Below are 19,659 nucleotides of genomic sequence, written 5' to 3' on the forward strand. Positions count from 1 at the left end.
TACCCGCGATTGGGACGGACGGGGTATGAATCCTCCGTCGTGGCCGAGAAATCGCGAGTCGGCGCGGCCCTAACTGTGGATGCCCATCGCTTCGATCTGTTCCTGGTAGCGGTTCCGGATGGTGACTTCGGTCACCTGAGCCACGTCCGCGACTTCGCGCTGGGTCTTCTTCTCGTTACAGAGCAACGAGGCGGCGTAGATAGCGGCGGCGGCGTACCCGGTCGGGGACTTCCCGGAGAGCAGTCCTTTCTCGGCGGTGGTTTCGATGATCTCGTTGGCTTTGGTCTGGACCTCCTCGGGGAGGTCGAGTTCCGAGCAGAAGCGGGGGACGTATTTTTTCGGATCGACGGGTTCCATCTCCAGGCCGAGTTCCTGGGAGATGTACCGATAGGTGCGACCGATCTCCTTGCGCTCGACGCGGGAGACCTCCGAGATCTCCTCTAAACTCCGCGGGATGCCTTCCTTCCGACAGGCCGCGTACAGGGCGCTGGTCGCGACCCCCTCGATGGAACGACCGCGAATGAGGTCGTCGCTGAGTGCCCGGCGATAGATGACCGAGGCGACCTCCCGGACGGCGCGCGGAACGCCCAGCGCCGAGGCCATGCGGTCGATCTCCGAGAGGGCGAACTGGAGGTTGCGCTCGCCGGCGTCTTTCGTCCGGATGCGCTCTTGCCACTTCCGGAGTCGGTGCATCTGGCTCCGCTTCTTCGAGGAGATCGAGCGCCCGTAGGCGTCCTTGTCCTTCCAGTCGATGGTCGTGGTCAGTCCCTTGTCGTGCATCGTCTTGGTCGTCGGCGCGCCGACGCGGGACTTCTCCTGGCGCTCGCTGTGATTGAACGCCCGCCACTCCGGGCCCGGATCGATGTTGTCCTCCTCGACGACCAACCCGCAGTCGTCACAGATCAACTCCCCCCGATCGGCGTCCTTGACGAGTTCCGCCGAATCGCATTCCGGACAGACGCGAACCCCCTCCTGATCGCCGCCCCGTTCGGTCTCGGTCTCGCGTTCGCGCTCCCGTTGACGGGTGGACCGTGTCATCGCGTTTTTATAGTAGTGATACCGCGCGTCTTAAGCTCTTAGGCAAATATTTTATGCTTCGGGCAATCGGGAACGATCCGCAGAAGCGGCCGGCCGACGCCGGTCGGGGCCGCCGGACCGAAAGTATAAGCGGGGTCGTGGGCCAACCCCAGCCAATGCCTGTCATCGAGTGCGACGCCGAGGCGGCCCGGGAGCGACTCGTCGACGCCGGCGTCGAGGTTTCGGAGGGGAACACGGACCACGAACGCTGGCGGGCCGACCACGGGGGAGCCACCGCTGTCGCGTACGACGGAAAGGTCGTCGTCCAGGGGGAATCACCCGAGGCCATCGAGGCGTTGCTCCGCGACGGCGGCGGCCGCGCCCACGTCTACTTCGACGGCGCGTGTCGCGGAAACCCCGGGCCGGCGGCCATCGGCTGGGTCATCGTGACAGGGGACGGCATCGCCACCGAGGGGAGCAAGACGATCGGGCGGGCGACGAACAACCAGGCCGAGTACGAGGCCCTGATCCAGGCGCTGCGGGTCGCCAGCGAGTACGGGTTCGACACCGTCGAGATCCGCGGCGATTCGGAGCTGATCGTCAAACAGGTCCGCGGCGAGTACGACACGAACGACCCCGAACTCAGGGAGTACCGCGTGACCGTCCGCGAACTCCTTACCGAGTTCGACGACTGGTCGCTGACGCACGTACCGCGGGAGATAAACGAGCGCGCCGACCAACTAGCCAACGACGCACTCGACGATGACTGAGGCAAACAGCGACCACGACGACGAACGCGGCGGCGAGGACCGACAGTCCGAGGAAAGGGCGACCGACGACGAAACAGCCGCGGACGTGCCGACCGAGGTAGTCGACGAAGCCGAACGACTGACCCGCCTCGCTCGCGAGGCCGTCGACGACAGCGAGGCCGAGGCCTACCGCGACCGGCGGGCGTCGTTGCTCGCGGACCACGGCTACAGGGTGCGGGTCCGCGAGGACGACTCGCGCGATGTCCTCGTGCTCCATCCCCAGGAGTGGCTCGACGACGGCCTGGTACAGGTCGATCAGATCGATGACGTCGACCGGGGCATCGAACGACCGCTCTCCGGGCCAGGCGAGGCCGACGACTGGGCGGTCGTCGAGGAACACAACAGCGAAGTCGTCGCCGAAGTCGAGGCCGAATACGGGGCGGTCCACGGTCAAAACGCCGCGGTGTTCGCCGAGTTCATGAGTAACCACTACGCGCGGGCGGTGGAGTCGGCGACTGACGACGAAAAAGAAGAGTTCGTAACCGACTATTTCAGGCGGAACGCGTGGCCCAGCGACGAGCAACGCGAAGCCATCGAACGGTCAGTCGAGATCACTATCGAGGTCGGCCGGTCGCTTACCGGTGCTGCTGAATGAGCGACTCGATCTCGTCGGCGCGCTCGTCGTCCGTGACGAACTTCCCGAACACCCAGCCGAGCTGGTCGAGAACCGCGTCGTGACCCTTCTCGGTGAGGGCGTACTGGTTCGTCCGCTTGTCGAGTTCGCTTTTCTCGACTAAGTCCATCTCGACGAGGTCGTCGAGGTTCGGGTAGAGCCGACCGTGATTGACCTCCGAGTCGTAGTACGATTCGAGCTCGCGCTTGATCGCGAGGCCGTACCGGGGCTCCTCCGAGAGGATGGCGAGAATGTTCTGCTGGAAGGCGGTGAGTTCTCTTGCGACGTCCATTTTTCCGTCTACAGTTTGTGTCTCTGACATACTTAGCTAAATGTCATCAAGACATTTAACGCTTGTTAACTCAATTCGAGTTTCCGGGGATATTATCCATGATAGAAGTCCTTGTTATCCATTCAAACACCTCGGAGACCATATACTTACCACGAGGTTTTGTAACTTAGTTCCCAGTCCTATTATATCTCATATATTTGTTGGCCGGGTTTCGATCGCGGACCGATCGGGTTCGAGTGGGGAGACCTGTGGTCCGTCAGCGGGACGGGTGGGCGGTGGCCTTTGCCGGAGGTCTGACCGGATTACGAAAGTACTTTTTGGCCTCCTGTCGCAGACGCGGGTGATGACGAACCTCTGGGAAGACATGGAGACGGGTCCGAACCCGCCCGAAGAGATCTACGCGGTCGTCGAGTGTCTCAAAGGCGAGCGTAACAAGTACGAATACGACAAGGACGTCCCCGGCGTCGTTCTGGACCGAGTGCTGCACTCGAACGTCCATTATCCGTCCGACTACGGGTTCCTCCCGCAGACCTACTACGACGACGAGGACCCCTTCGACGTGCTGGTGCTCGTCGAAGACCAGACGTTCCCCGGCTGCGTCATCGAGGCCCGTCCGGTCGCGATGATGAAGATGGACGACGACGGCGAGCAGGACGACAAGGTCATCGCCGTTCCGACCGAGGACCCCCGGTACGATCACATCGAGGACCTCGAGGACATCCCACAGCAGACTCTGGACGAAATCGACGAGTTCTTCGCGACCTACAAGAACCTCGAAGCGGGCAAGGAAGTCGAGACGCTGGGCTGGGAGGACAAGGCCGCAGCGAAAGACGCCATCGAGCACGCGATGGACCTCTACGAGGAGAACTTCGCCTAACTGGCCCGCGGACCGCCGCGATTTTTTCGCTCACCGCCGACCAACAGCCCCGGCGTCGGCTACGGTCGAGACGGGATCGGTGTTCGACCGCGCGATAGCTCCCGGAGTTCACCGAGCAGGACTTTCGGCAGTTGTCCCAGTAGCCAGGCAGTCGGGAGCGGATCCGACAGCGAGACGAAGGTGTGGTCCACGCGGAGGAAATCGGCCAGAAATGGGGCCATCGCGCGGATGTTTCCGTCCGAGAACTGGTGGCTGAGCCACTCGAAGTCCTCGGAGGTGCGACGCTGGACCACGTCGGTCCGGTAGTCGCCGTCGTGGCCCACCCGCTCGCCGCGGAGCTGTCGGTAGTGCAACCACGGGAAATCGACGCCGCAGTTGATCGCGAACGGGAGCGACCCCCAGTAGCGGCCGTTCATCTCGATGAGAACGTACTCGCCGTCCGGTCGCTCCATGAACTCCACCTGTGCCGGGCCGGTCCAGTCGAAGACGTCGATCACGCGAGCCGCGTAGTCGAGCATCGCCGGGTCGTCGACGGCGGAAAGCAGGGCCGAACTCCCGCCGGAGGGCGGCACCGTCCGGAGGCGACGCTCCTGGAAGTGTGCGCGGACCTCGCCGTCGTCTGCCAGGACGACCGTCGTCGTCGTCTCGCCGGGAACGTACTCCTGGACGAGCGGCTGCCAGTCGTGGAGTTCGGGAGTCGACGAAAGCAGCGTTCGGTAGGTCTCGACGAGTTCCGACGGGGAGTTCGCGTAGTTCCGGTCGTCGACGAGGTGGGTCTGACACTGGCCCCGGTCGTCCCATCGCGTCTTGCTCCGCGGTTTCACCACGACCGGATACGAGAGGTCCGAGGCGATTCGCTCGACCTCGCTCAATCCGGACGGAGCCGCGGTCTCGGGGGTCGGAACGTCCAGCGATGACACGCGCTCGAAGAGGCGCCCCTTGTCGAATACCTCCTGGAACGTGTCCCAGTCCTCGGCCGCGACGCGGGTCCCCGTCGATTCGATCTCGTCGCCGTGTTTCGAGAGGAGAGAGGTCATCGAGTCGGTCGGGCCGAACACGAACTCGTGGTCCCGCTCGTCCAGATACGAGAGCAGGTGGTCGATGAACGCCTGGTGATTCTCTCTGGGGTCGGGATGGACGAACCGCTCGTCGCTGAACCGCGAGAGCATCCCGAGTGTCGGCTCCGTGGGTCCACCCGCGACGACCGAAACGTCACGTCGCCCGAGCGATCGGACGATAGCGAGTCCGGTTTGGTTCTGGGTCGTCAACACGAGGACACTGCCAGTGGCCATTACCCAGTCCCCAACGGGCCTTGGAATTAGTATAGGTAGCCTGCCCAGGGAAAGACGGGTCTTTCGTCGGAACCGCGTCTCGACACGACACCAGTAGGACAGTTATTCAACGGAGATGTCCGACGGACCAGCACGTTCGTTCCGTTTCGAATCCGTTCACGGGCACCGATCAGCAGGGGAGATGACGGATACCGACCGTGGCCCGGAATCACCGCGCTCGTTCCGTCACCCGACGGCAGACCGTCTATGTTCTGTGGTTATCCCGGCCACGCCCACCATGTGTTATGCTTATGAGTAATTATTTGGGCGTCCCGTCCGTATTCCATACTACGATGGCGACCGAACGACACACCGGCGGTCTGTTCCACGTGACGGTGGTGCCCGAGAACTTCGATCCCGACGCGGACGGGTCCCGGAGCGACGAGTGCGAGTCCGATACGTGACGTTTCTTGCCGGTATCAGGGACGAAGAGAGGCATCCACCGCGAAAAGAAGGTTCTTGTGCCCGGTCACGGTAACGGGTGGTATGGGTCTGTTCGACCGGATTCGAGGCGACGATGGTCCCCGGGTCGCGTTCATCGGGATCGACGGGGTGCCGTACAGTATGCTCGCCGAGCATTTCGACGAGTTCGAGAACCTCGCGGCGATAGCCGAGGAGGGGAGTTCGGGGCCGATCGACAGCATCGTGCCGCCGGAGTCGTCGGCCTGTTGGCCGGCGCTGACGACCGGCGTCAACCCGGGCGAAACCGGCGTCTACGGGTTCCAGGACCGTGAAGTCGGCTCCTACGAGACGTACGTCCCGATGGGCCGTGACGTTCAGGCGACGCGCATCTGGAACCGCGTCCACGACGCCGACCGCCGCGCGACCGTCATGAACGTCCCCGTGACCTTCCCGCCACAGCGCGACGTCCAGCGCATGGTGTCCGGCTTCCTCTCGCCGAGCATCGACAAGGCAGCTTACCCTGACGAGTTCGCCGGCTACCTGGAAGGAATCGATTACAAGATCGACGTCAACGCGAAACTGGGCCACGACGACGACAAGGCCGACTTCATCGAGGACGCCCACGAGACGCTCGACCGTCGCCACGAGGCCTTCACCGAGTACATCGAACAGGACGACTGGGACCTGTTTTTCGGCGTGTTCATGACCACCGACCGGGTCAACCACTTCCTGTTCAAGGACTACGAACACGACGGCGAGTACAAAGAGGAGTTCCTCGACTTTTACCGCAAAGTCGACCAGTACATCGGCGAGATCCGCGAGAGCCTCCCCGACGACGTGACGCTCGTCGTCGCGTCCGACCACGGTTTCACGACGCTCCACCACGAGGTCCACTTCAACGAGTGGCTCGAACAGGAGGGCTGGCTCTCCTACCAGGACGACGACCACGAGGAACTGGGCGACATCGCCGAGGAGACGAAAGCCTACTCGCTCATCCCCGGTCGCTTCTACATCAACAAGGAGGGACGGGAACCCCGCGGATCCGTTCCCGAAGACGAGTACGAGGACGTTCGCGACGAACTCCAGGCCGAACTCGAAGCGCTGGAAGGACCCGACGGGACGAAGGTCGCCGACCGCGTCGTCACCAGGGAGGACGCCTTCCGCGGCGACCACTCCGACATCGCCCCGGACCTGGTCGTCGTTCCGAACCACGGCTTCGACCTCAAGGCCGGCTTCAAGGGGAGCGACGAGGTGTTCGACGTCGGCCCCCGCAACGGGATGCACAGTTTCGACAACGCCTGTCTGTTCGTCGACGAGCCGGACGCCCGCATCGAGGACGCGGACCTCTACGACATCGCCCCGACGATGCTCGAACTGCTCGACGTCGACTACAACCGGTCCGAGTTCGACGGGTCGAGTCTGCTGACTTCCTGATCTCGGGACTGGTTTCCGCTACCCGGGCTACCGAACGACCGTCACCGGGACGGGCGATCGACGAAAGACCTTTTCGGCGACGTTTCCGACCATCAGCGAGTCGCTCAGAGTGCCGCCGTGACTCCCGAGGACGACCGTCTCGAAGTCCTCCGCCCGGTTGACGATCGCCCGGATCGGATTCCCCAGCTGGACCTCGGTATCGATCTCCCTGTCGGCGTCGGCCGCGATCTCACGGGCGCGCTCGAACACAGGGGCGGCCCGGTCCCGTGCCGCTTGCTCGACGTCGTCTTCGACGGCGATGGACGTCGCTCGGCCCCACATCGGTGATGGCTCGCCGACGACGCTCAGCACGGTGACTTCCGCGTCCGGATGCGCGTCGAGGGCGTATTCGAGGGCCGCTTCCGCCATCTCCGAGTCGTCCATCGGAACGAGAACGCGAGTGATCATAGCCGATGCTACGCCGAGGATTCGGATAAAAACACGGCACCGCTAGAGGATAAGCGAAAAGAGGAGGTACGAGCCGACGACCGAGAGAATCGGCGTGAAGACCCACAGGAAGACGATCCGTGCCGTGGCCGACGGATCGAACAGACTCTCTGCTGTGAGATCTTCGGGGTCCTCGTCGCCGATCTGCGGAACGGACGCGTCGCTCTCAGTGCGGGCCGCCTGGTGATCGGTGTCACCACTCGCGAGTTCGCCGACGGTCGGTCCCGCAGGAACGTCTTCCCCGGCCGTCGGCGTCGCGAGCGCCCCGGTCGTGGGTCCCTGTTCGTGTTCGTGCTCCGGGGTCGGCGTTGCGATCTCGGCGAGTGTGGCAGCGCGACTCGCCCGTCCCCAGCCGAGACCGATGATGCAACAGGTCGTGCTGACCGCGAGACTGGCAGGGATGCCCAGTCGGGAGAGGACGGTGATGATGGTCGCACCGATTGTCGAGACGACGAGCGCGGCGAGAATCGGCAGGTCGGTGATGTCGTTCCCGACCGTGGCGAGCGTCCGGCGCGCGATGGTGAACCCGCCGAGACCGATAGCAGCGACGGCCAGCAGTATCCCCTGTTCGATGGTGATCGAGCCGTTCCCCACGAGCGGCGCGACCGCGTTGGCCGCGTTCGATGCGCCCGCGCTGAATCCCATGTAGCAGGCGATGACCAACACGAGCAGCGAGCCGACGACGTCCCGCCGCGACGCGTTCTCGTTGAATCGCGGGTACGGGGCCCGGCCTGAGCGGTCCAGTTCGACGAGTTGGGTCTGGAGCCGGCCGAACGAGAACCGGGCGTTGAGGTGGGGGTAGAGGTACCGTCCGATGACGGCCCCCGCGAAAAAGCCCAACAGCGGGGCGACGATCCACGCCGAGACGATGGTGAACATCAGCGCCGAGTTCAGCGTGTCCGTCGCCAGGCCGAGGCCGACGATCGCACCGACGGACGTCATCGACGTGGAGGCAGGGACGCCGTAGAGGTTCGCGAGCATGAGGCCGAGGCCAGCGAAAAAGAGGACGCCGACGGCGGCTTCCGGCGTGAACTGCGCGGCCGGGACGATCCCGTCGCTCATGGTGTCGATGACGTTCCGGCCGACCGTCCACGCGCCCAGGAAGGCGAAGGCGGTGAACAGCCCCGCGGCCGTCGTCTTCGTGACGATGCGACTCCCGACGGCCGGACCGAACGCGACGCCAGTGGAGGACCCGCCGATGTTGTAGCCGACGAACGCTGCAACCAGGATGCCGACGACGACGAGTGCCGAGACCATTTGAACGAAACCCGGATCTGGGCGACGTGACCCCATACACCGCCGCAGCCCTTCGGTTTGTTGCTTCCACCACCTCCCCTGATACGGCATCTATTTCGGGAATAAAGACTCCACAGAGTGCAGTTGGTGATACGCACTCGGCAATTATGTCAGACAACAGAGTTAATCTGCTCCGAAGCCTCTAGACGCTCGTTATGCTAGGGGAGATACGACGACTCAACCGAGAGACGCGCGTCCAATACGCTCTAATGTTCATCTTCGGGGCGCTGTGTATCGGCGTCGCGTTCGCACCGCTCGAGGAAACCATCCGCATCACGGCCGTCGGGACCCTGTTCGGGTTCACCGCGGGGCTCTGGGTCTCACACCTCGTCCAGGTGCTGCGACGCGCCGCTGACGCGAACCGCGCCGACGTCGGGGGAGTGACCGGACAGTGAGCCCGCGAGAACGAACTGGGGAGCGGTCGGACGCCACCCCGGAAACGGAGGTCGAGTCGACGTTCCTCGACGGTATCGAGTTCCTCACTGGCAGAGACCCCAATCTCGGGTCCTTTCTCCTCGTCGTCGGGATCGTGACCTGCGTGTTCATCGCGCTGTTCCAGTTCACGCTCCCGCCCCCTGTCTCCCACCTGCTGACGGCCGGTGTCGTCTTCGTTACCGTTCTCAGCGCCGTCTTCGGGTCGGTTCTCGACGGCCTGGGCTTCTTCGAGCGGGAGACCACGACCACCACGGACGAGCCCGCCGACCGTCAGTCGGCCGCCAGACCGTGGGTCCCCGCCGAGCGACCGTCCGCACCCCTGCCGCCGGTGATCAACTTCGACGCCGAACTGCGAGCCTACGCCGACATGTACGACGGGGACCTCCCGGTCGAGTTCGGCCCGTTCATCAGCGACTATCTCCGCCTGAAAACCAACACGGACAACCGTGCGACCATCGCCAGCGACCTCCGTGCCGACCTCAATCCGATCGGCACGCTCTTCGAGGCGGGATCCGAGGGCGATGAACTCTACGAAGAGATCTCCGACCGTCTCTTCCGATATATCAGCTCGAAGGGGACGCATCTCACGCTGAACCGTGTCACGTTCTCCGATAAGGACGGCACGGAGGCCGACGTCACGGCACTCAGAAACCAGCTCGCGAACGTCGAACTCGACATCACCAACGAGGGTGAGCCAGCGGAAGCAGCGGCCATCGTCACGCTGTACGACGAGGACGATGCGGCGATCCTCAGTCGCACCTGCGAGGCCGGCCTCGTCCGCCCGGGTGCCACGAAAGTCATCTCCGCCGAGATCTTCGTTCCCTCGGACGCCGAACGCGCCGGCGCGACCGTCGGCGTCTCCGGTCCCGGGCGGGCCGTGGCGGGCGCCTGAGCGCTGCGCTGCCGGTTGCAGACCGGCACGTAGCCAGCCGTTCGCTGTTCTCCCCGGGGGACGCGAGTCGTCTGCCGGGCGTCTGACGGGTTGTTTTGTGGACTGGTCACGTACCCCCGGGCATGACCAGTCTGACGGACGTGTACGAACACGGCGTCGGCGCGGTTGCCAGCCGTCGACGGCGGTATCTCGGGCTGGCACTGTTCGGCGTCGGCGCGCTCATGGTCGTGACGGGGATCGTCCTCGGGACGACCGGCGTGGGCGAACAGTTCGGCCTCGCCGTCTTCGAGGCCCGCGAACTCGCCGGCGTCCTCGCCGGTCTCGGAGTCCCGGCCGCCTTCCTCGGGAGTTTCACGCTGCTCCCCTCCAGCCGGCGGACCCAGGCCGCGGCGCTCATCGGCGGCAGTCTCTCCGTCTTCGGCGTCGTACTCTTCCGGGAGGCCTACCCGTACCAGTGGGTCGGGGCGACCGGCAGCACGGACCTCACGCTCCCGGTCGTGGTGGTGTACTTCGTGGGTACCATCACGACGTTCTGGTGTCTGTTCCTGGCCGTCGCCAACGTCAAACGGCGCAACGATCCCGGCGGCACGGTCACGATGGAGGTGACCGAGGAAGGAACGACCCGAGTCCTCGAAGTGTCGGGGTCCGTCCCCGGTTTCGGCAGTGTCGGCCTGTTCGGGACCGATCCCGAAGGTGAGGTCGAGACCCAGACCAACCACGACGACGAGGATGTACTGTACGACCGCCGAGACACGGCCGGGCCCGCACAGCCGACCAGTGACGGCGGCGCGGCGACCCAGTCAGTCGACGGTGACGGGCCAGTCGAACCGGTCCCCCAGGAAGTCGTCGACGCCGTCGAAACGCGCGGTCAGCCGGACCCGTACTGCGGCAACTGCGAACACTTCCAGTACGTCCGCGTCGGCGGCGAGATCAAACCCGGGTGTACGCTCCACGAGGAAGTCATGGACGACATGGAGTCCTGCGAGAACTGGGCGGCCAACAACTGATACTCACTCGATTTTCGTCCACTTCGATTCCACGTCGCGGTTCGCGCCGACCAGCCCGGAGACGAACTCCTCTAGCGACTGGCCGACCAGTTCCGAGAGTTGTGCCATCTGATTCACCTGTCAGTGACAATCGAAGGCATCGCCATAGTGGTTGGCCACCCCAACGGGACCAGCCCGCGTCGGTTCCCGGCCGCATCCGACGGAATTTTATTGGGGCTTCCGTAAGGGTGCCTACTACAATGCAGTTCTGTGACGAATGCGGTTCGATGATGAAAACCGACGACGGCATGTGGGTCTGTGGGAGCTGCGGCCACGAGACGCCACGAGACGAAGCCACCGAATCCGGGATGACGTCGACCCAATCCCAGGAGGAAAGCGAGGTCATCGACACCTCGGAGGTCGACGCCGAGGACATGGGGCCGACGACCAACGCTCGCTGTCCGGAGTGTGACAACGACCGCGCGTTCTGGGAGATGAAACAGATCCGCGCCGCAGACGAGAGCGAGACGCGCTTTTTCACCTGCACCGAGTGCGAGCACAAGTGGCGCGAGGACGACCACTGACGACGGATGGCCGACGATAGCGGCCAGGGGATGCCCGTCGTCCCGGCGACCGAACGCGAGGGCTGGGTTCGGACGGAAGCCAGCACCGAGACCGTCTTCCGGCTCCCGGCCGCCGAAGTCGTCGGACACACGCTCGTCTACGAGGACGAGGACCTCCGGGCGAGCGTTCGAGCGGCGACCGACGGGAGCCTCGACCGGATGTGGCGCTTCTTTTTCGCGACTCGGATGTCCTTTTCGCCGCCGCTACCGCCTGCCGTCGGGCCGATGGCCGTCTTCTCGACGGTCCGTTCGAAGGCCGAATCCGAGTTCGCGACGATCCTGCGCGAGCGTGGCTTCCGCGACGTGGAGTCGGGCACTCGCCAGCGCGTCCGGGTCAACACCGGCGACCGCGCCCGCCTGCGTGCGTTCAGTGCGACGCTCGACACGCCGCTCCCGGACGGGACCACGGGCGAGTTACCGATCGACGGCTGGCTCGCCCTCTGGACGACCGACGGCGAGTTCCGCCTCGCCGGCGGCGCGTACCCCGCCCGGCCGCTCGAGGAGTTCCTCGATATCGACCTGCCGGACGTTGCGACCACCCCCAGCGAGTTCCGGGCGGACCTGCTTTCGCTCGTCCGGTCCGTCGAGTGACTCAGGCCGCCCGCCGAACTCGAACCTGTCGAACGTGCTGTCGCAGGCGTCGGGGCATCGCTTTCATGAGTCCCCACCCGTCGACTTCGGTCCGACCGTCGGCCAGCCGTTTGCTGAGCCAGCCGGGTTCGGCGTTCGCGCCGAGCATGGCGATCCGGGCCCCCGCGACGTAGACGGGGGCGGTGATCCCGCCCGCGGCGAGCGTCTCGTCGAGTTTTCGGAGCGTCTCCCCTTCGGTCCGGACGATCCGGACTGCCGCCCGGAGGGACTCGACGACGATCTCGACCTGCCCGGTGATCGACGTGAGCTGTAGCGTCGCGCCGTCGAGCGAAACGAGGAGGTTGGCCGCCATCTCGACTGGGCCAGACGCGACGCCGGTGAGCAGTTGATCGACGGTCCTGAACATGGCAGAGAGGTTCAGCTCGGATTATTCTAGCCGCGCGAACGTCAGATAGCCAGTGTGGCCGACGCCCGCCGTCGACGGGCGGGAGCCCCGGTCGTCGAAGTCCATCTCGCGCTGGATGGTCTCCAGCGATTCGACGTCCGAGAGGCCGGCCTCGCGGGCGGCCGCGACGATTTCTCGGGTCTGCTCGACGAACGGCGAGTAGACGGCGACGAACCCCCCCTTCGCGAGCAGGTCGGGCGCGCGAGCGACAACGGTCGCCGCGTCCTCGGTGTCGAGCGTCAGTACGTCGAACGACTCCCCCGTGAGGGCGTCGAGTTCGGCGGTCACGTCGCCGACCCGCACGTCGACGCGGTCGTCGACGCCCGCCAGCGTCATGTTCTCGCGGGCGACCTCGGCGAAGTCGGCGTCGCGCTCGTAGGTCACCACGTCCGCGCCCGCACGGCCGAGGTACGCCGAGAGGACCCCCGTCCCGGTGCCAGCGTCGAGCACCCGATCGCCGCCCGAAACTCCGGTATGGCCCATCACGAGGCCGATGTCTCTGGGCATCATCGGCGCACCGGTGCGCTCGAAGTGGGCGAAGCAGTCGGGACCGCGCAGTTCCCGGACGGTGAAGGCCTCGTCCAAGTGCGTCGTGACGACCTCCCCCGCCGCGGCGTCCTCGGGGACCTCCAGCACACCGAGGTCGGTCTCTAGAGTTTCGCCTCGTTCGAGGAGGTACTCGCGGTCGTCGCGAACCAGGAGGACTGCCACGTTACTCCAGGTCGGCGATTGCCGCCGCGAGGTCGCCGTCGTTCGCGACCAGCGCGTCGAGGGCGTCCTCCTCGGAGACCCCGGCGCGCTGGGCGACGATCTCGATGTCGGCGCTGGGGATGCCCCCGTCGTCGCCGTCGTCACCGTCGCCGCTCTCGATTTCGCCGGCCGAGTCGCCCTCACCGCGGGCCCGGCTCTCGGGCGAGCCGATGACCTGGTAGGTCGCCTGGCCCTGGGCGTCCATCTTCTGGACTTCCGCGTCGGTGAAGACGAGTTCCTCGTCGGGTGTGCGAATGACGACCTCCTCGGCGTCGATCTCGGTCAGGTCGATCCCGAACTGGTCCATCATCTGTTGCATCTTCCGCGGGTCGAATCCGCCGCCTCCGAACATACCCGTTCGGTCGCGGTCCGGACAAAAAACCCCACCGGTTCCCCCTACCCACTGTCCTCTCGTGACGAGTGCTCCTCGTCGCTCCCACCGGTCAGGCGGTCGAACACCAGCAACCCGACCCCGCCGCCGAACGCACCGAGACTGAGCAGGGCGACCAGCAGGTGCCACTCGGAGACCCAGAACGGGAGCGGGTAGCCCGACCGGAGCAGCGTCAACAGCGGCGTCAACACCGGAACCCCCGACTCGGATTCGAGGTCGACGTCACCCTGCTCGGGGTTGTACACCTGGCCGCCGACGGTCTCGCCCTCTGGGAGGCGTTCGGCCTCGTAGGGGATGTACTCGAAGGTGGTGCTCCAGACGACGCTGCCGTTTTCGTCGATCTCGACGACGCGTTTGTTCCGGGAGTCGGTGACGAGCGTGTTCCCGTTCGCCAGTCGGTCGGCGTCCCGGGGCCACTTGAACGCCAGGCCGTTGGCCTCGTTGACGCCCCAGGCGACGAACCACTCGCCGTCCGAACCGTTCCGGTGGAGTTCGACGATCCGGTCGTTCCCGCTGTCGGCGACCAGGATCGCGTTCTCCGCGAGCCACTGCGGGTTGTGCTGTTTGTCGAAGAGCCCGGAATCACCGCATCTGATGTCCCCGTCGCCGTCGGTGTCCTCCAGCCCTGGACAGTCGTCGTCGTCCGCGTCCGTGCGGTCCTCGTTGATCACGTCGACGACGCCCTCGCCGCGTTCGACGACGACGATCTGGTTCGCGTTCCGAACGCTGACCAGGTAGCGGTCGTCACCGAGGTTGTCCACGTCGTTGATGTGGAGCCAGTCCGTTCTGGTGGGGTCCTCCGGCGCGTCGTAGAAGGAACTGGCCCGCCACTCCCAGGTTTCGGTGCCGTTCCGGTCGACCGTGTAGATCCGTTCGTGCTCCATGTCCGAGACGAGGAACTCGCCGGAGGGCAGGCGTTCGACGTCGTGTGTCTCGCTGTTTCCGCGTGTCCGAACCGGATAGCTGTACTCGAAGGTGACCGGGTCCTCGGCGTCCGGGTCGAGGATGCGGAACCCCGTGTGGGTACACGGCGACGCGTAGGGGCCACAGTCGGTGTAGCCGCTGTCCATGAACCCGGCCATGACGGTGTCGTTTTCGAGACCGGTCACGTCGAAGTAGCTGTCGGCGTCCGCGATCTCCCAGACCTGCTGGCCGCGCTGATCGACGCGCTGGACGCTCCCGTGTTCGTGATAGCCCAGGCCGCCGCCCTGGATGCCGACCAGCGTCGCGGTCTCGTTTTCCGTGGTGACTTCCTGGGACGGTGCCATCGCCCCGCTTGCGGCGACGAGCGCCAGGCCGACGACGGCGACCGCGACCAGGACGACGCCGAGTCTATCGCGTTCCATCTGGCCGAGGTGACCATTCGCAAGCAGTAAAACGCTCCGCTCTAGCGGGTCTCGGGACCCGTCACTCCATGTACCCGAGTTGCTGGAGCCGTTCGGTGACGGCGTCCGACCCACGGTCCCCGTCGGCCTCGTCTAGCGTAATCGGGTCGCGTCGGTCCCACGACCGGTCGTCGTCGAAAACGGGCAACACCTCGCCCCGCATGTCACTGGGCACGTCGCATCCGCTCGCGGCCAGCAGCGTCGGTGCCATGTCCAGGATGCTGATCCGGTCGAGTTCGCCCCGATCCGCGAAATCCGGGCCGCTGGTCAGGAAGATGCCGTGGGGCGTGTTCTCGGCCGCCCAGCGGTCCGGCCCGGTCTGGATCTCGCCGCCGCCGATGCCGTCGTTGACGTGGACGCCCGGCCGCTGGTCGACGACGACCTCCGGGGCCGAGTCGACGTACGGCCCGTTGTACACGTCTTCGCCCCTGTGGACGGCTGTAAACAGCGGCCCTTGCTCGTCGGAAACCTCTCGGAGGTCGGCCATCAGTTGCTCCCGGACCGACTCGACGTCGAAGCGCGGGTTGATGTAGACCGGTCCCTGCCCGCTCGCGAGGACTTTGGACTGTTCTACGTCGATGGCTTCGAGTTTCCGGTTGCGCTTGACGCCTTCCCGCTGTGGGACCAGTTGCTGGATGCGCTCGGGAACGACGTTCGCGAGCACGTCGACGACGCCCGCGCGTTTGGCGACCTGCAGCAGTCGCTCGCGGTCGAGCCCAAGCGTCTGGAGTACGTCCTCGACGGTCCGGCCGCGGACCTGATACCCGTTCTCGGCCAGCCACTCGTTGATGTAGAACTCCGTCGTCGTCGGCGCGCTCCCGTGGTCGGACATTAGCACGAGGTTCGTGTCCTCCATCCCGTCGAGACGCCCGAGCCACTCGTCGACCAGTTCCCAGGCGCGACGGGTCGGCTCCTCGTCCCAGAAGAAGTGGTGGAGAACGTTGAGATAAAAGAGCGTGACGTGGACGAAATCCAGGTCGCGTTCCTCCATGAGGGTGGTGGCAGCCTCGAACCGGGCGTCCAGCAGGTCGAGGATGGCGTCGACTTCGGCCCCGCGCTCGTCGTTCGAGGAGAGCAGCGGTTCGGGGTGGACGCGGTAGTCGAACCGGTCTTCGAGTTCGTCGGCGAGGGACTCGGGCGAGGTGTAGCCCGAACTGATCGACCGGTACTCGCCCTCGACGGCGTCGGGACCGCCGGCGACGACGACCCCGTCGATCTCCCGCGGGGGGTACATCGTCGGCATGTTCACGACGCCGGCCGACTGGCCCTCGTCGTTGAGGTAGTCCCACAGTTCGGCGGTCTCGAAATTCCCGCCGTTCATCACGTCGATCCGCCCCTCCGCCAGGTCGACCCGCTCGAACCAGAAGACGCCGAGGCCGCCGGGGTCCTTCCCCGCGGAGTAACACTTCCAGTTGGGGAAGGTAACGGGGGGGAGACAGCTCCGCGTTTCGGCCCACGAGGAGTGCTCGCGGAGCGCGGCGAGGTTGGGGAGCGTGCCGTCTTCGATCCACGGGTCGAGGAGCCGCCAGCTCGCGCCGTCGAGGCCGACGACGAATGTCCGCGTCATACCCCAAGCGAGACGAGGGCCGTACTAGTTCCTTTCGTCCGACGGGTTCGCCGGCAACCCTCGCCCGAACGACACATCTAAGTAAACCGGAAATACGACTCTACCTGTGCGCACCGTCGCAGTCATTCCCGCCTATCACGAAGCCTCCACCATCGGGCCGGTCATCGACGGGACCCAGCAGTACGTCGACGAGGTCGTCGTCGTCGACGACGGGTCGACCGACGGGACCGCGGCCGTCGCACGCGACCACGGCGCGACGGTCATCAAACACGTTTTCAACACCGGCGTCGGTGGGGCCGTCAGGACCGGCTACCGCTACGCCATCCGCCACGAGTTCGACTTCATCGTCCAGGTCGACGCCGACGGCCAACACGACCCCGAGAAGATCCCCGAGTTGCTCGACGCCGCCGCGGACGCCGACATGGTGATCGGGAGTCGGTATCTCAACGAGAGCATCCAGGACTACCCGCTCATTCGCCGAATGGGGATCCGGTTTTTCACCGAACTGGTCAACCGCCTGGGCGGCGTCGACATCACCGACGTGACGAGCGGCTTCCGCGTCTATCGCGTCTCGGCGCTCGAAGAGATCCTCCACCGCTCGGACAGCCACTGGGCCGTCGAGCAGACGCTGGAAGCCGCCCGTCAGCAACACCGGATCACCGAGGTGTCGACCACGATGCCCGTCCGGGACGAGGGCGAATCCCAGTTCTCGATCCGGACGCTCGCGCTCTATCCGATCCGAATGACCGACGTCATCCTCCGCGTGCTCGTCTTTCGATAACCATGGCCTCCTCCTTTACGCTCGTCAACCTCGTTGCACTGCTCGTCGGACTCGGCTTCCTGTTCAACGGGTACGTCATCGTCAGGCGCGGCCGGGAGGACATCGCGCTGTTCGTCATGTCCCTGGTCGTCGGCACCGGCCTCATCTTCGTCGCCCTCTTTCAGAACTCCTTTCAGATCGTCGCGACGGTGCTCGGCCTCGAACTGAAGGCGCGAGCCATCCTCGTCATGTCGAACCTGACGCTGTTCGTCGTCGTCACGTACCTGTTCAACCGGATCGGCAAGCTCTACGACCGGCTCTCGCGCGTCAACGAGGAACTCAGCCTCCTCAAACAACAGCTCGAGGACGAGCCGGATGAGCGATAAAGCCGTCCTCTCCATCGATTTCGAGCTGTTCTCCCAGACGCCGGCCTACCGGAGCGCCGCGGGCGAGACCGATCGCGACGGCGTCGGCCTCGCCGGGGGCGAGTTTCTCCTGAATCGGCTGGCCGACCACGACGCGTCGGCCACCTGTTTCGTCGTCTCCTCGGTCGCCGAAGCGTATCCGGAGGCCGTCGAGGCACTGGCGGCGGCCGGCCACGAGATCGGATCACACACGCACACGCACAGGCTCCTCACGGACCTCGACGCCGATGATCGCCGCGAAGAGATGGAGCGGTCGCGAACGGTACTGGAAGACGTCACCGGGAACACAGTCTCGGGCTTTCGTGCGCCGGCGTTCGACATCGCCTCTGACCACTTCGACGCGCTGGCGGCGACAGGCTACGCCTACGATTCGAGCGTCGTCGCCAGCCGGCGGATTCCGGGCTGGTACGGCGGTGAGTACGACCTCACGCGGCCGGCACCGGCGAGCGAAGTTCGCGCGGACGCGCCGGCCGGACTCGCGGAACTCCCGGTGAGCGTCATGCCGGGCCTGCGACTCCCACTGACGGGCACCTGGCTCCGGTTTTTCGGCCCGCGCTACACGATCCTGGGGATGAAACTGCTCGCGCGGCGCGGGATCGCACCCGTGCTCTACGTCCATCCCTGGGAGTTCGTCGACCTGCCCGAGGTCGAGGGCGTGCCGGCGCGCGTCTACTGGCGGACCGGCGACTGGATGCGCCGCGCCGTCGAGCGAATTCTGGCCCAGCCCTTCGAGTTCGTGACCGCTCGCGACGTGGTCGAGGACGCCGATACCGGGGTCGAGTGAGATGGCGCGCACGTCGCTTTCGCTCCGCGGAGTCGCCGTCACGGCGGCGAAGGTCGCCATCGCCGTCGCCGCCTTCGCCTGGCTCGTCGGGCAGATCGACGTCGAGCGCGCACTCGGCGCGCTCGGCGGCCTCCAACCCGGTCCCATCGCGGCGCTGTTCGCCGTGAGCATCGCCGGGCTGTTCGCTCGCTTCTACACCTGGCAGGTCACCATCGCTCCGGTACAGCGCGTCTCCGTCCGGACGGCCGGGAGCATCGCGCTCATCGTGAACTTCGTCAACCAGTTGCTCCCCTCGCGGCTATCGGGGCGACTCGCCGCGCCGTTCGTCCTGCGAAGCCAGACTGGGATGGCCTACACGGACGCAGCGGCCGTCTCAGGCGTTCACACCGGCATCTACGCGCTCCTGTACGGACTCGTGTCGCTCGTCGGTGTCGCGGCGAGTTACGGACAGCTCCCCTTCGGTCTCGTCGTCGTCGTCGGCCTCTCGACCGGGCTCTACCTCGCCGCCGGCGTGTTCGTCCTGGCGGTCGGTACGAACCTGCAGTTCCTCGACCCGCTTCTGGCCGTCCTGACTCGGGTCGTCGCCAGGGTGCCGCGAGTCGGGGAGCGCGCAGCCGAGCGAATCCGGGACCTGTCGTCGGGGACCGACGCTTCGGCGGCGACGTTCCGGGACCTCGCGACGAATCCTCGGGTGTGGCTCGGCTACGCGGCCGGCTGGGCAGTCACGCTGGTGCTGGCCCCCGGCGTTCGGGTTTTCCTGCTACTCGCGAGTTTCGGCGTGGCCTTCGAGCCCGTCGTCCTGCTCCCGCTCTATCTCGTGACGGCCTACAGCGTGACGCTGCTCCCGCTGACGCCCGGCGGCATCGGCGTCACGGAGGCGACCGCAACCGCCGTGTTCGTCGCGCTGGGCGTCCCCGCCGAGGTCATCGTGCCGATCGTCCTCGTCGACCGCGTGTTCGGGATCTACCTGCCAGCAGTCATGGGCTGGTACCCGTCGACGCGGCTCGACCTCGCCGCGATGTCGGTGGACTAGCGGTCGGCGAGCGAGCGAAGCCCTGAGCAACGCGC

At 65.7% G+C, this 19,659-nt stretch carries 23 protein-coding genes; 13 read left to right on the top strand and 10 right to left on the bottom strand.

The features are described from left to right. Positions 1 to 69: 69 nt before the first annotated feature. Entirely contained in the window at positions 70 to 1,038 is a 969-nt protein-coding gene (locus tag E2481_RS03990; RefSeq protein WP_136715824.1) for a transcription initiation factor IIB, read from the bottom strand. Between the two features lie 155 nt (positions 1,039 to 1,193). Here E2481_RS03990 and rnhA point away from each other — a divergent pair, with 155 nt between their 5' ends. Both rnhA and E2481_RS04000 read left to right on the top strand, forming a co-directional pair. Next, a complete protein-coding gene (rnhA, locus tag E2481_RS03995) occupies positions 1,194 to 1,787 on the top strand; it encodes a ribonuclease HI (RefSeq protein ID WP_136715825.1) in 594 nt (197 codons plus the stop codon). Next, positions 1,780 to 2,421: a DUF7108 domain-containing protein gene (locus E2481_RS04000; RefSeq protein ID WP_250137715.1), complete on the top strand. Its 642-nt coding sequence runs from the start codon at positions 1,780 to 1,782 to the stop codon at positions 2,419 to 2,421. The genes rnhA and E2481_RS04000 overlap by 8 nt, the downstream gene beginning before the upstream one ends. On the opposite strand, the gene E2481_RS04005 is transcribed toward E2481_RS04000, so the two are convergent. Continuing rightward, entirely contained in the window at positions 2,402 to 2,761 is a 360-nt protein-coding gene (locus tag E2481_RS04005; RefSeq protein WP_136715826.1) for a PadR family transcriptional regulator, read from the bottom strand. The genes E2481_RS04000 and E2481_RS04005 overlap by 20 nt on opposite strands. A gap of 313 nt (positions 2,762 to 3,074) precedes the next feature. Here E2481_RS04005 and E2481_RS04010 point away from each other — a divergent pair, with 313 nt between their 5' ends. Next, a complete protein-coding gene (locus E2481_RS04010; protein WP_136715827.1) occupies positions 3,075 to 3,608 on the top strand; it encodes an inorganic diphosphatase in 534 nt (177 codons plus the stop codon). Between the two features lie 59 nt (positions 3,609 to 3,667). Here E2481_RS04010 and E2481_RS04015 read toward each other — a convergent pair whose 3' ends face one another. Beyond that, a complete protein-coding gene (locus E2481_RS04015) occupies positions 3,668 to 4,900 on the bottom strand; it encodes a carboxylate--amine ligase (protein ID WP_136715828.1) in 1,233 nt (410 codons plus the stop codon). Between the two features lie 525 nt (positions 4,901 to 5,425). On the opposite strand from E2481_RS04015, the gene E2481_RS04020 reads away from it, so the two are divergent. After that, positions 5,426 to 6,775: an alkaline phosphatase family protein gene (locus E2481_RS04020; protein ID WP_136715829.1), complete on the top strand. Its 1,350-nt coding sequence runs from the start codon at positions 5,426 to 5,428 to the stop codon at positions 6,773 to 6,775. A 27-nt stretch (positions 6,776 to 6,802) separates the two neighbouring features. On the opposite strand, the gene E2481_RS04025 is transcribed toward E2481_RS04020, so the two are convergent. Further along, a complete protein-coding gene (locus E2481_RS04025; protein WP_136715830.1) occupies positions 6,803 to 7,222 on the bottom strand; it encodes a universal stress protein in 420 nt (139 codons plus the stop codon). 42 nt (positions 7,223 to 7,264) lie between these two features. After that, the gene (locus tag E2481_RS04030) at positions 7,265 to 8,518 is read right to left on the bottom strand and encodes an inorganic phosphate transporter (RefSeq protein WP_136715831.1); all 1,254 of its coding nucleotides are present in this window, start codon (positions 8,516 to 8,518) and stop codon (positions 7,265 to 7,267) included. A 194-nt stretch (positions 8,519 to 8,712) separates the two neighbouring features. Between E2481_RS04030 and E2481_RS04035 the strand changes: the two genes are divergently transcribed. The 5 genes from E2481_RS04035 (at position 8,713) to E2481_RS04055 (ending at position 12,084) form a co-directional block, all read left to right on the top strand. Then, positions 8,713 to 8,952, top strand: a complete 240-nt coding sequence (locus E2481_RS04035; RefSeq protein WP_136715832.1) for a hypothetical protein — start codon at positions 8,713 to 8,715, stop codon at positions 8,950 to 8,952. Further along, complete coding sequence (locus tag E2481_RS18915) at positions 8,949 to 9,884, top strand: hypothetical protein (protein WP_250137717.1); 936 nt, start codon at positions 8,949 to 8,951, stop codon at positions 9,882 to 9,884. Before E2481_RS04035 ends, E2481_RS18915 begins: the two co-directional genes overlap by 4 nt. Before the next feature lie 122 nt (positions 9,885 to 10,006). Then, positions 10,007 to 10,891, top strand: a complete 885-nt coding sequence (locus tag E2481_RS04045) for a DUF7139 domain-containing protein (RefSeq protein ID WP_136715833.1) — start codon at positions 10,007 to 10,009, stop codon at positions 10,889 to 10,891. 239 nt (positions 10,892 to 11,130) lie between these two features. Continuing rightward, entirely contained in the window at positions 11,131 to 11,454 is a 324-nt protein-coding gene (locus tag E2481_RS04050; RefSeq protein ID WP_136715834.1) for a transcription factor S, read from the top strand. Between the two features lie 6 nt (positions 11,455 to 11,460). After that, on the top strand, positions 11,461 to 12,084 hold the full coding sequence (locus tag E2481_RS04055; protein ID WP_136715835.1) for a hypothetical protein: 624 nt from the start codon (positions 11,461 to 11,463) through the stop codon (positions 12,082 to 12,084). Position 12,085: 1 nt separating this feature from the next. Here E2481_RS04055 and E2481_RS04060 read toward each other — a convergent pair whose 3' ends face one another. From E2481_RS04060 to E2481_RS04080, 5 genes are all read right to left on the bottom strand, one after another. Continuing rightward, positions 12,086 to 12,490 carry a hypothetical protein gene (locus tag E2481_RS04060; RefSeq protein WP_136715836.1) on the bottom strand — a complete coding sequence of 135 codons (405 nt, stop codon included), beginning with the start codon at positions 12,488 to 12,490 and terminating at the stop codon, positions 12,086 to 12,088. A 21-nt stretch (positions 12,491 to 12,511) separates the two neighbouring features. Next, entirely contained in the window at positions 12,512 to 13,240 is a 729-nt protein-coding gene (locus E2481_RS04065) for a tRNA (adenine-N1)-methyltransferase (RefSeq protein WP_136715837.1), read from the bottom strand. Position 13,241: 1 nt separating this feature from the next. Next, positions 13,242 to 13,631, bottom strand: coding sequence for a nascent polypeptide-associated complex protein (locus E2481_RS04070; RefSeq protein WP_136715838.1), 390 nt, complete (start codon positions 13,629 to 13,631; stop codon positions 13,242 to 13,244). Positions 13,632 to 13,675: 44 nt separating this feature from the next. Beyond that, on the bottom strand, positions 13,676 to 15,016 hold the full coding sequence (locus E2481_RS04075; protein WP_136715839.1) for an aryl-sulfate sulfotransferase: 1,341 nt from the start codon (positions 15,014 to 15,016) through the stop codon (positions 13,676 to 13,678). A gap of 61 nt (positions 15,017 to 15,077) precedes the next feature. Next, a complete protein-coding gene (locus tag E2481_RS04080; RefSeq protein WP_136715840.1) occupies positions 15,078 to 16,622 on the bottom strand; it encodes an alkaline phosphatase family protein in 1,545 nt (514 codons plus the stop codon). Between the two features lie 106 nt (positions 16,623 to 16,728). Between E2481_RS04080 and E2481_RS04085 the strand changes: the two genes are divergently transcribed. From E2481_RS04085 to E2481_RS04100, 4 genes are read left to right on the top strand one after another with little or no spacing between them, the layout of a single operon-like run. Continuing rightward, the gene (locus E2481_RS04085; protein ID WP_136715841.1) at positions 16,729 to 17,403 is read left to right on the top strand and encodes a glycosyltransferase family 2 protein; all 675 of its coding nucleotides are present in this window, start codon (positions 16,729 to 16,731) and stop codon (positions 17,401 to 17,403) included. Positions 17,404 to 17,405: 2 nt separating this feature from the next. Next, entirely contained in the window at positions 17,406 to 17,768 is a 363-nt protein-coding gene (locus E2481_RS04090) for a DUF2304 domain-containing protein (protein WP_136715842.1), read from the top strand. Then, a complete protein-coding gene (locus tag E2481_RS04095; protein WP_136715843.1) occupies positions 17,758 to 18,591 on the top strand; it encodes a polysaccharide deacetylase family protein in 834 nt (277 codons plus the stop codon). Before E2481_RS04090 ends, E2481_RS04095 begins: the two co-directional genes overlap by 11 nt. 1 nt (position 18,592) lies before the next feature. Continuing rightward, positions 18,593 to 19,624: a lysylphosphatidylglycerol synthase transmembrane domain-containing protein gene (locus E2481_RS04100; protein WP_136715844.1), complete on the top strand. Its 1,032-nt coding sequence runs from the start codon at positions 18,593 to 18,595 to the stop codon at positions 19,622 to 19,624. The last annotated feature ends 35 nt before the right edge of the window (positions 19,625 to 19,659 follow it).

The organism is Halorientalis salina (assembly GCF_005049285.1).
GTDB lineage: Archaea > Halobacteriota > Halobacteria > Halobacteriales > Haloarculaceae > Halorientalis > Halorientalis salina.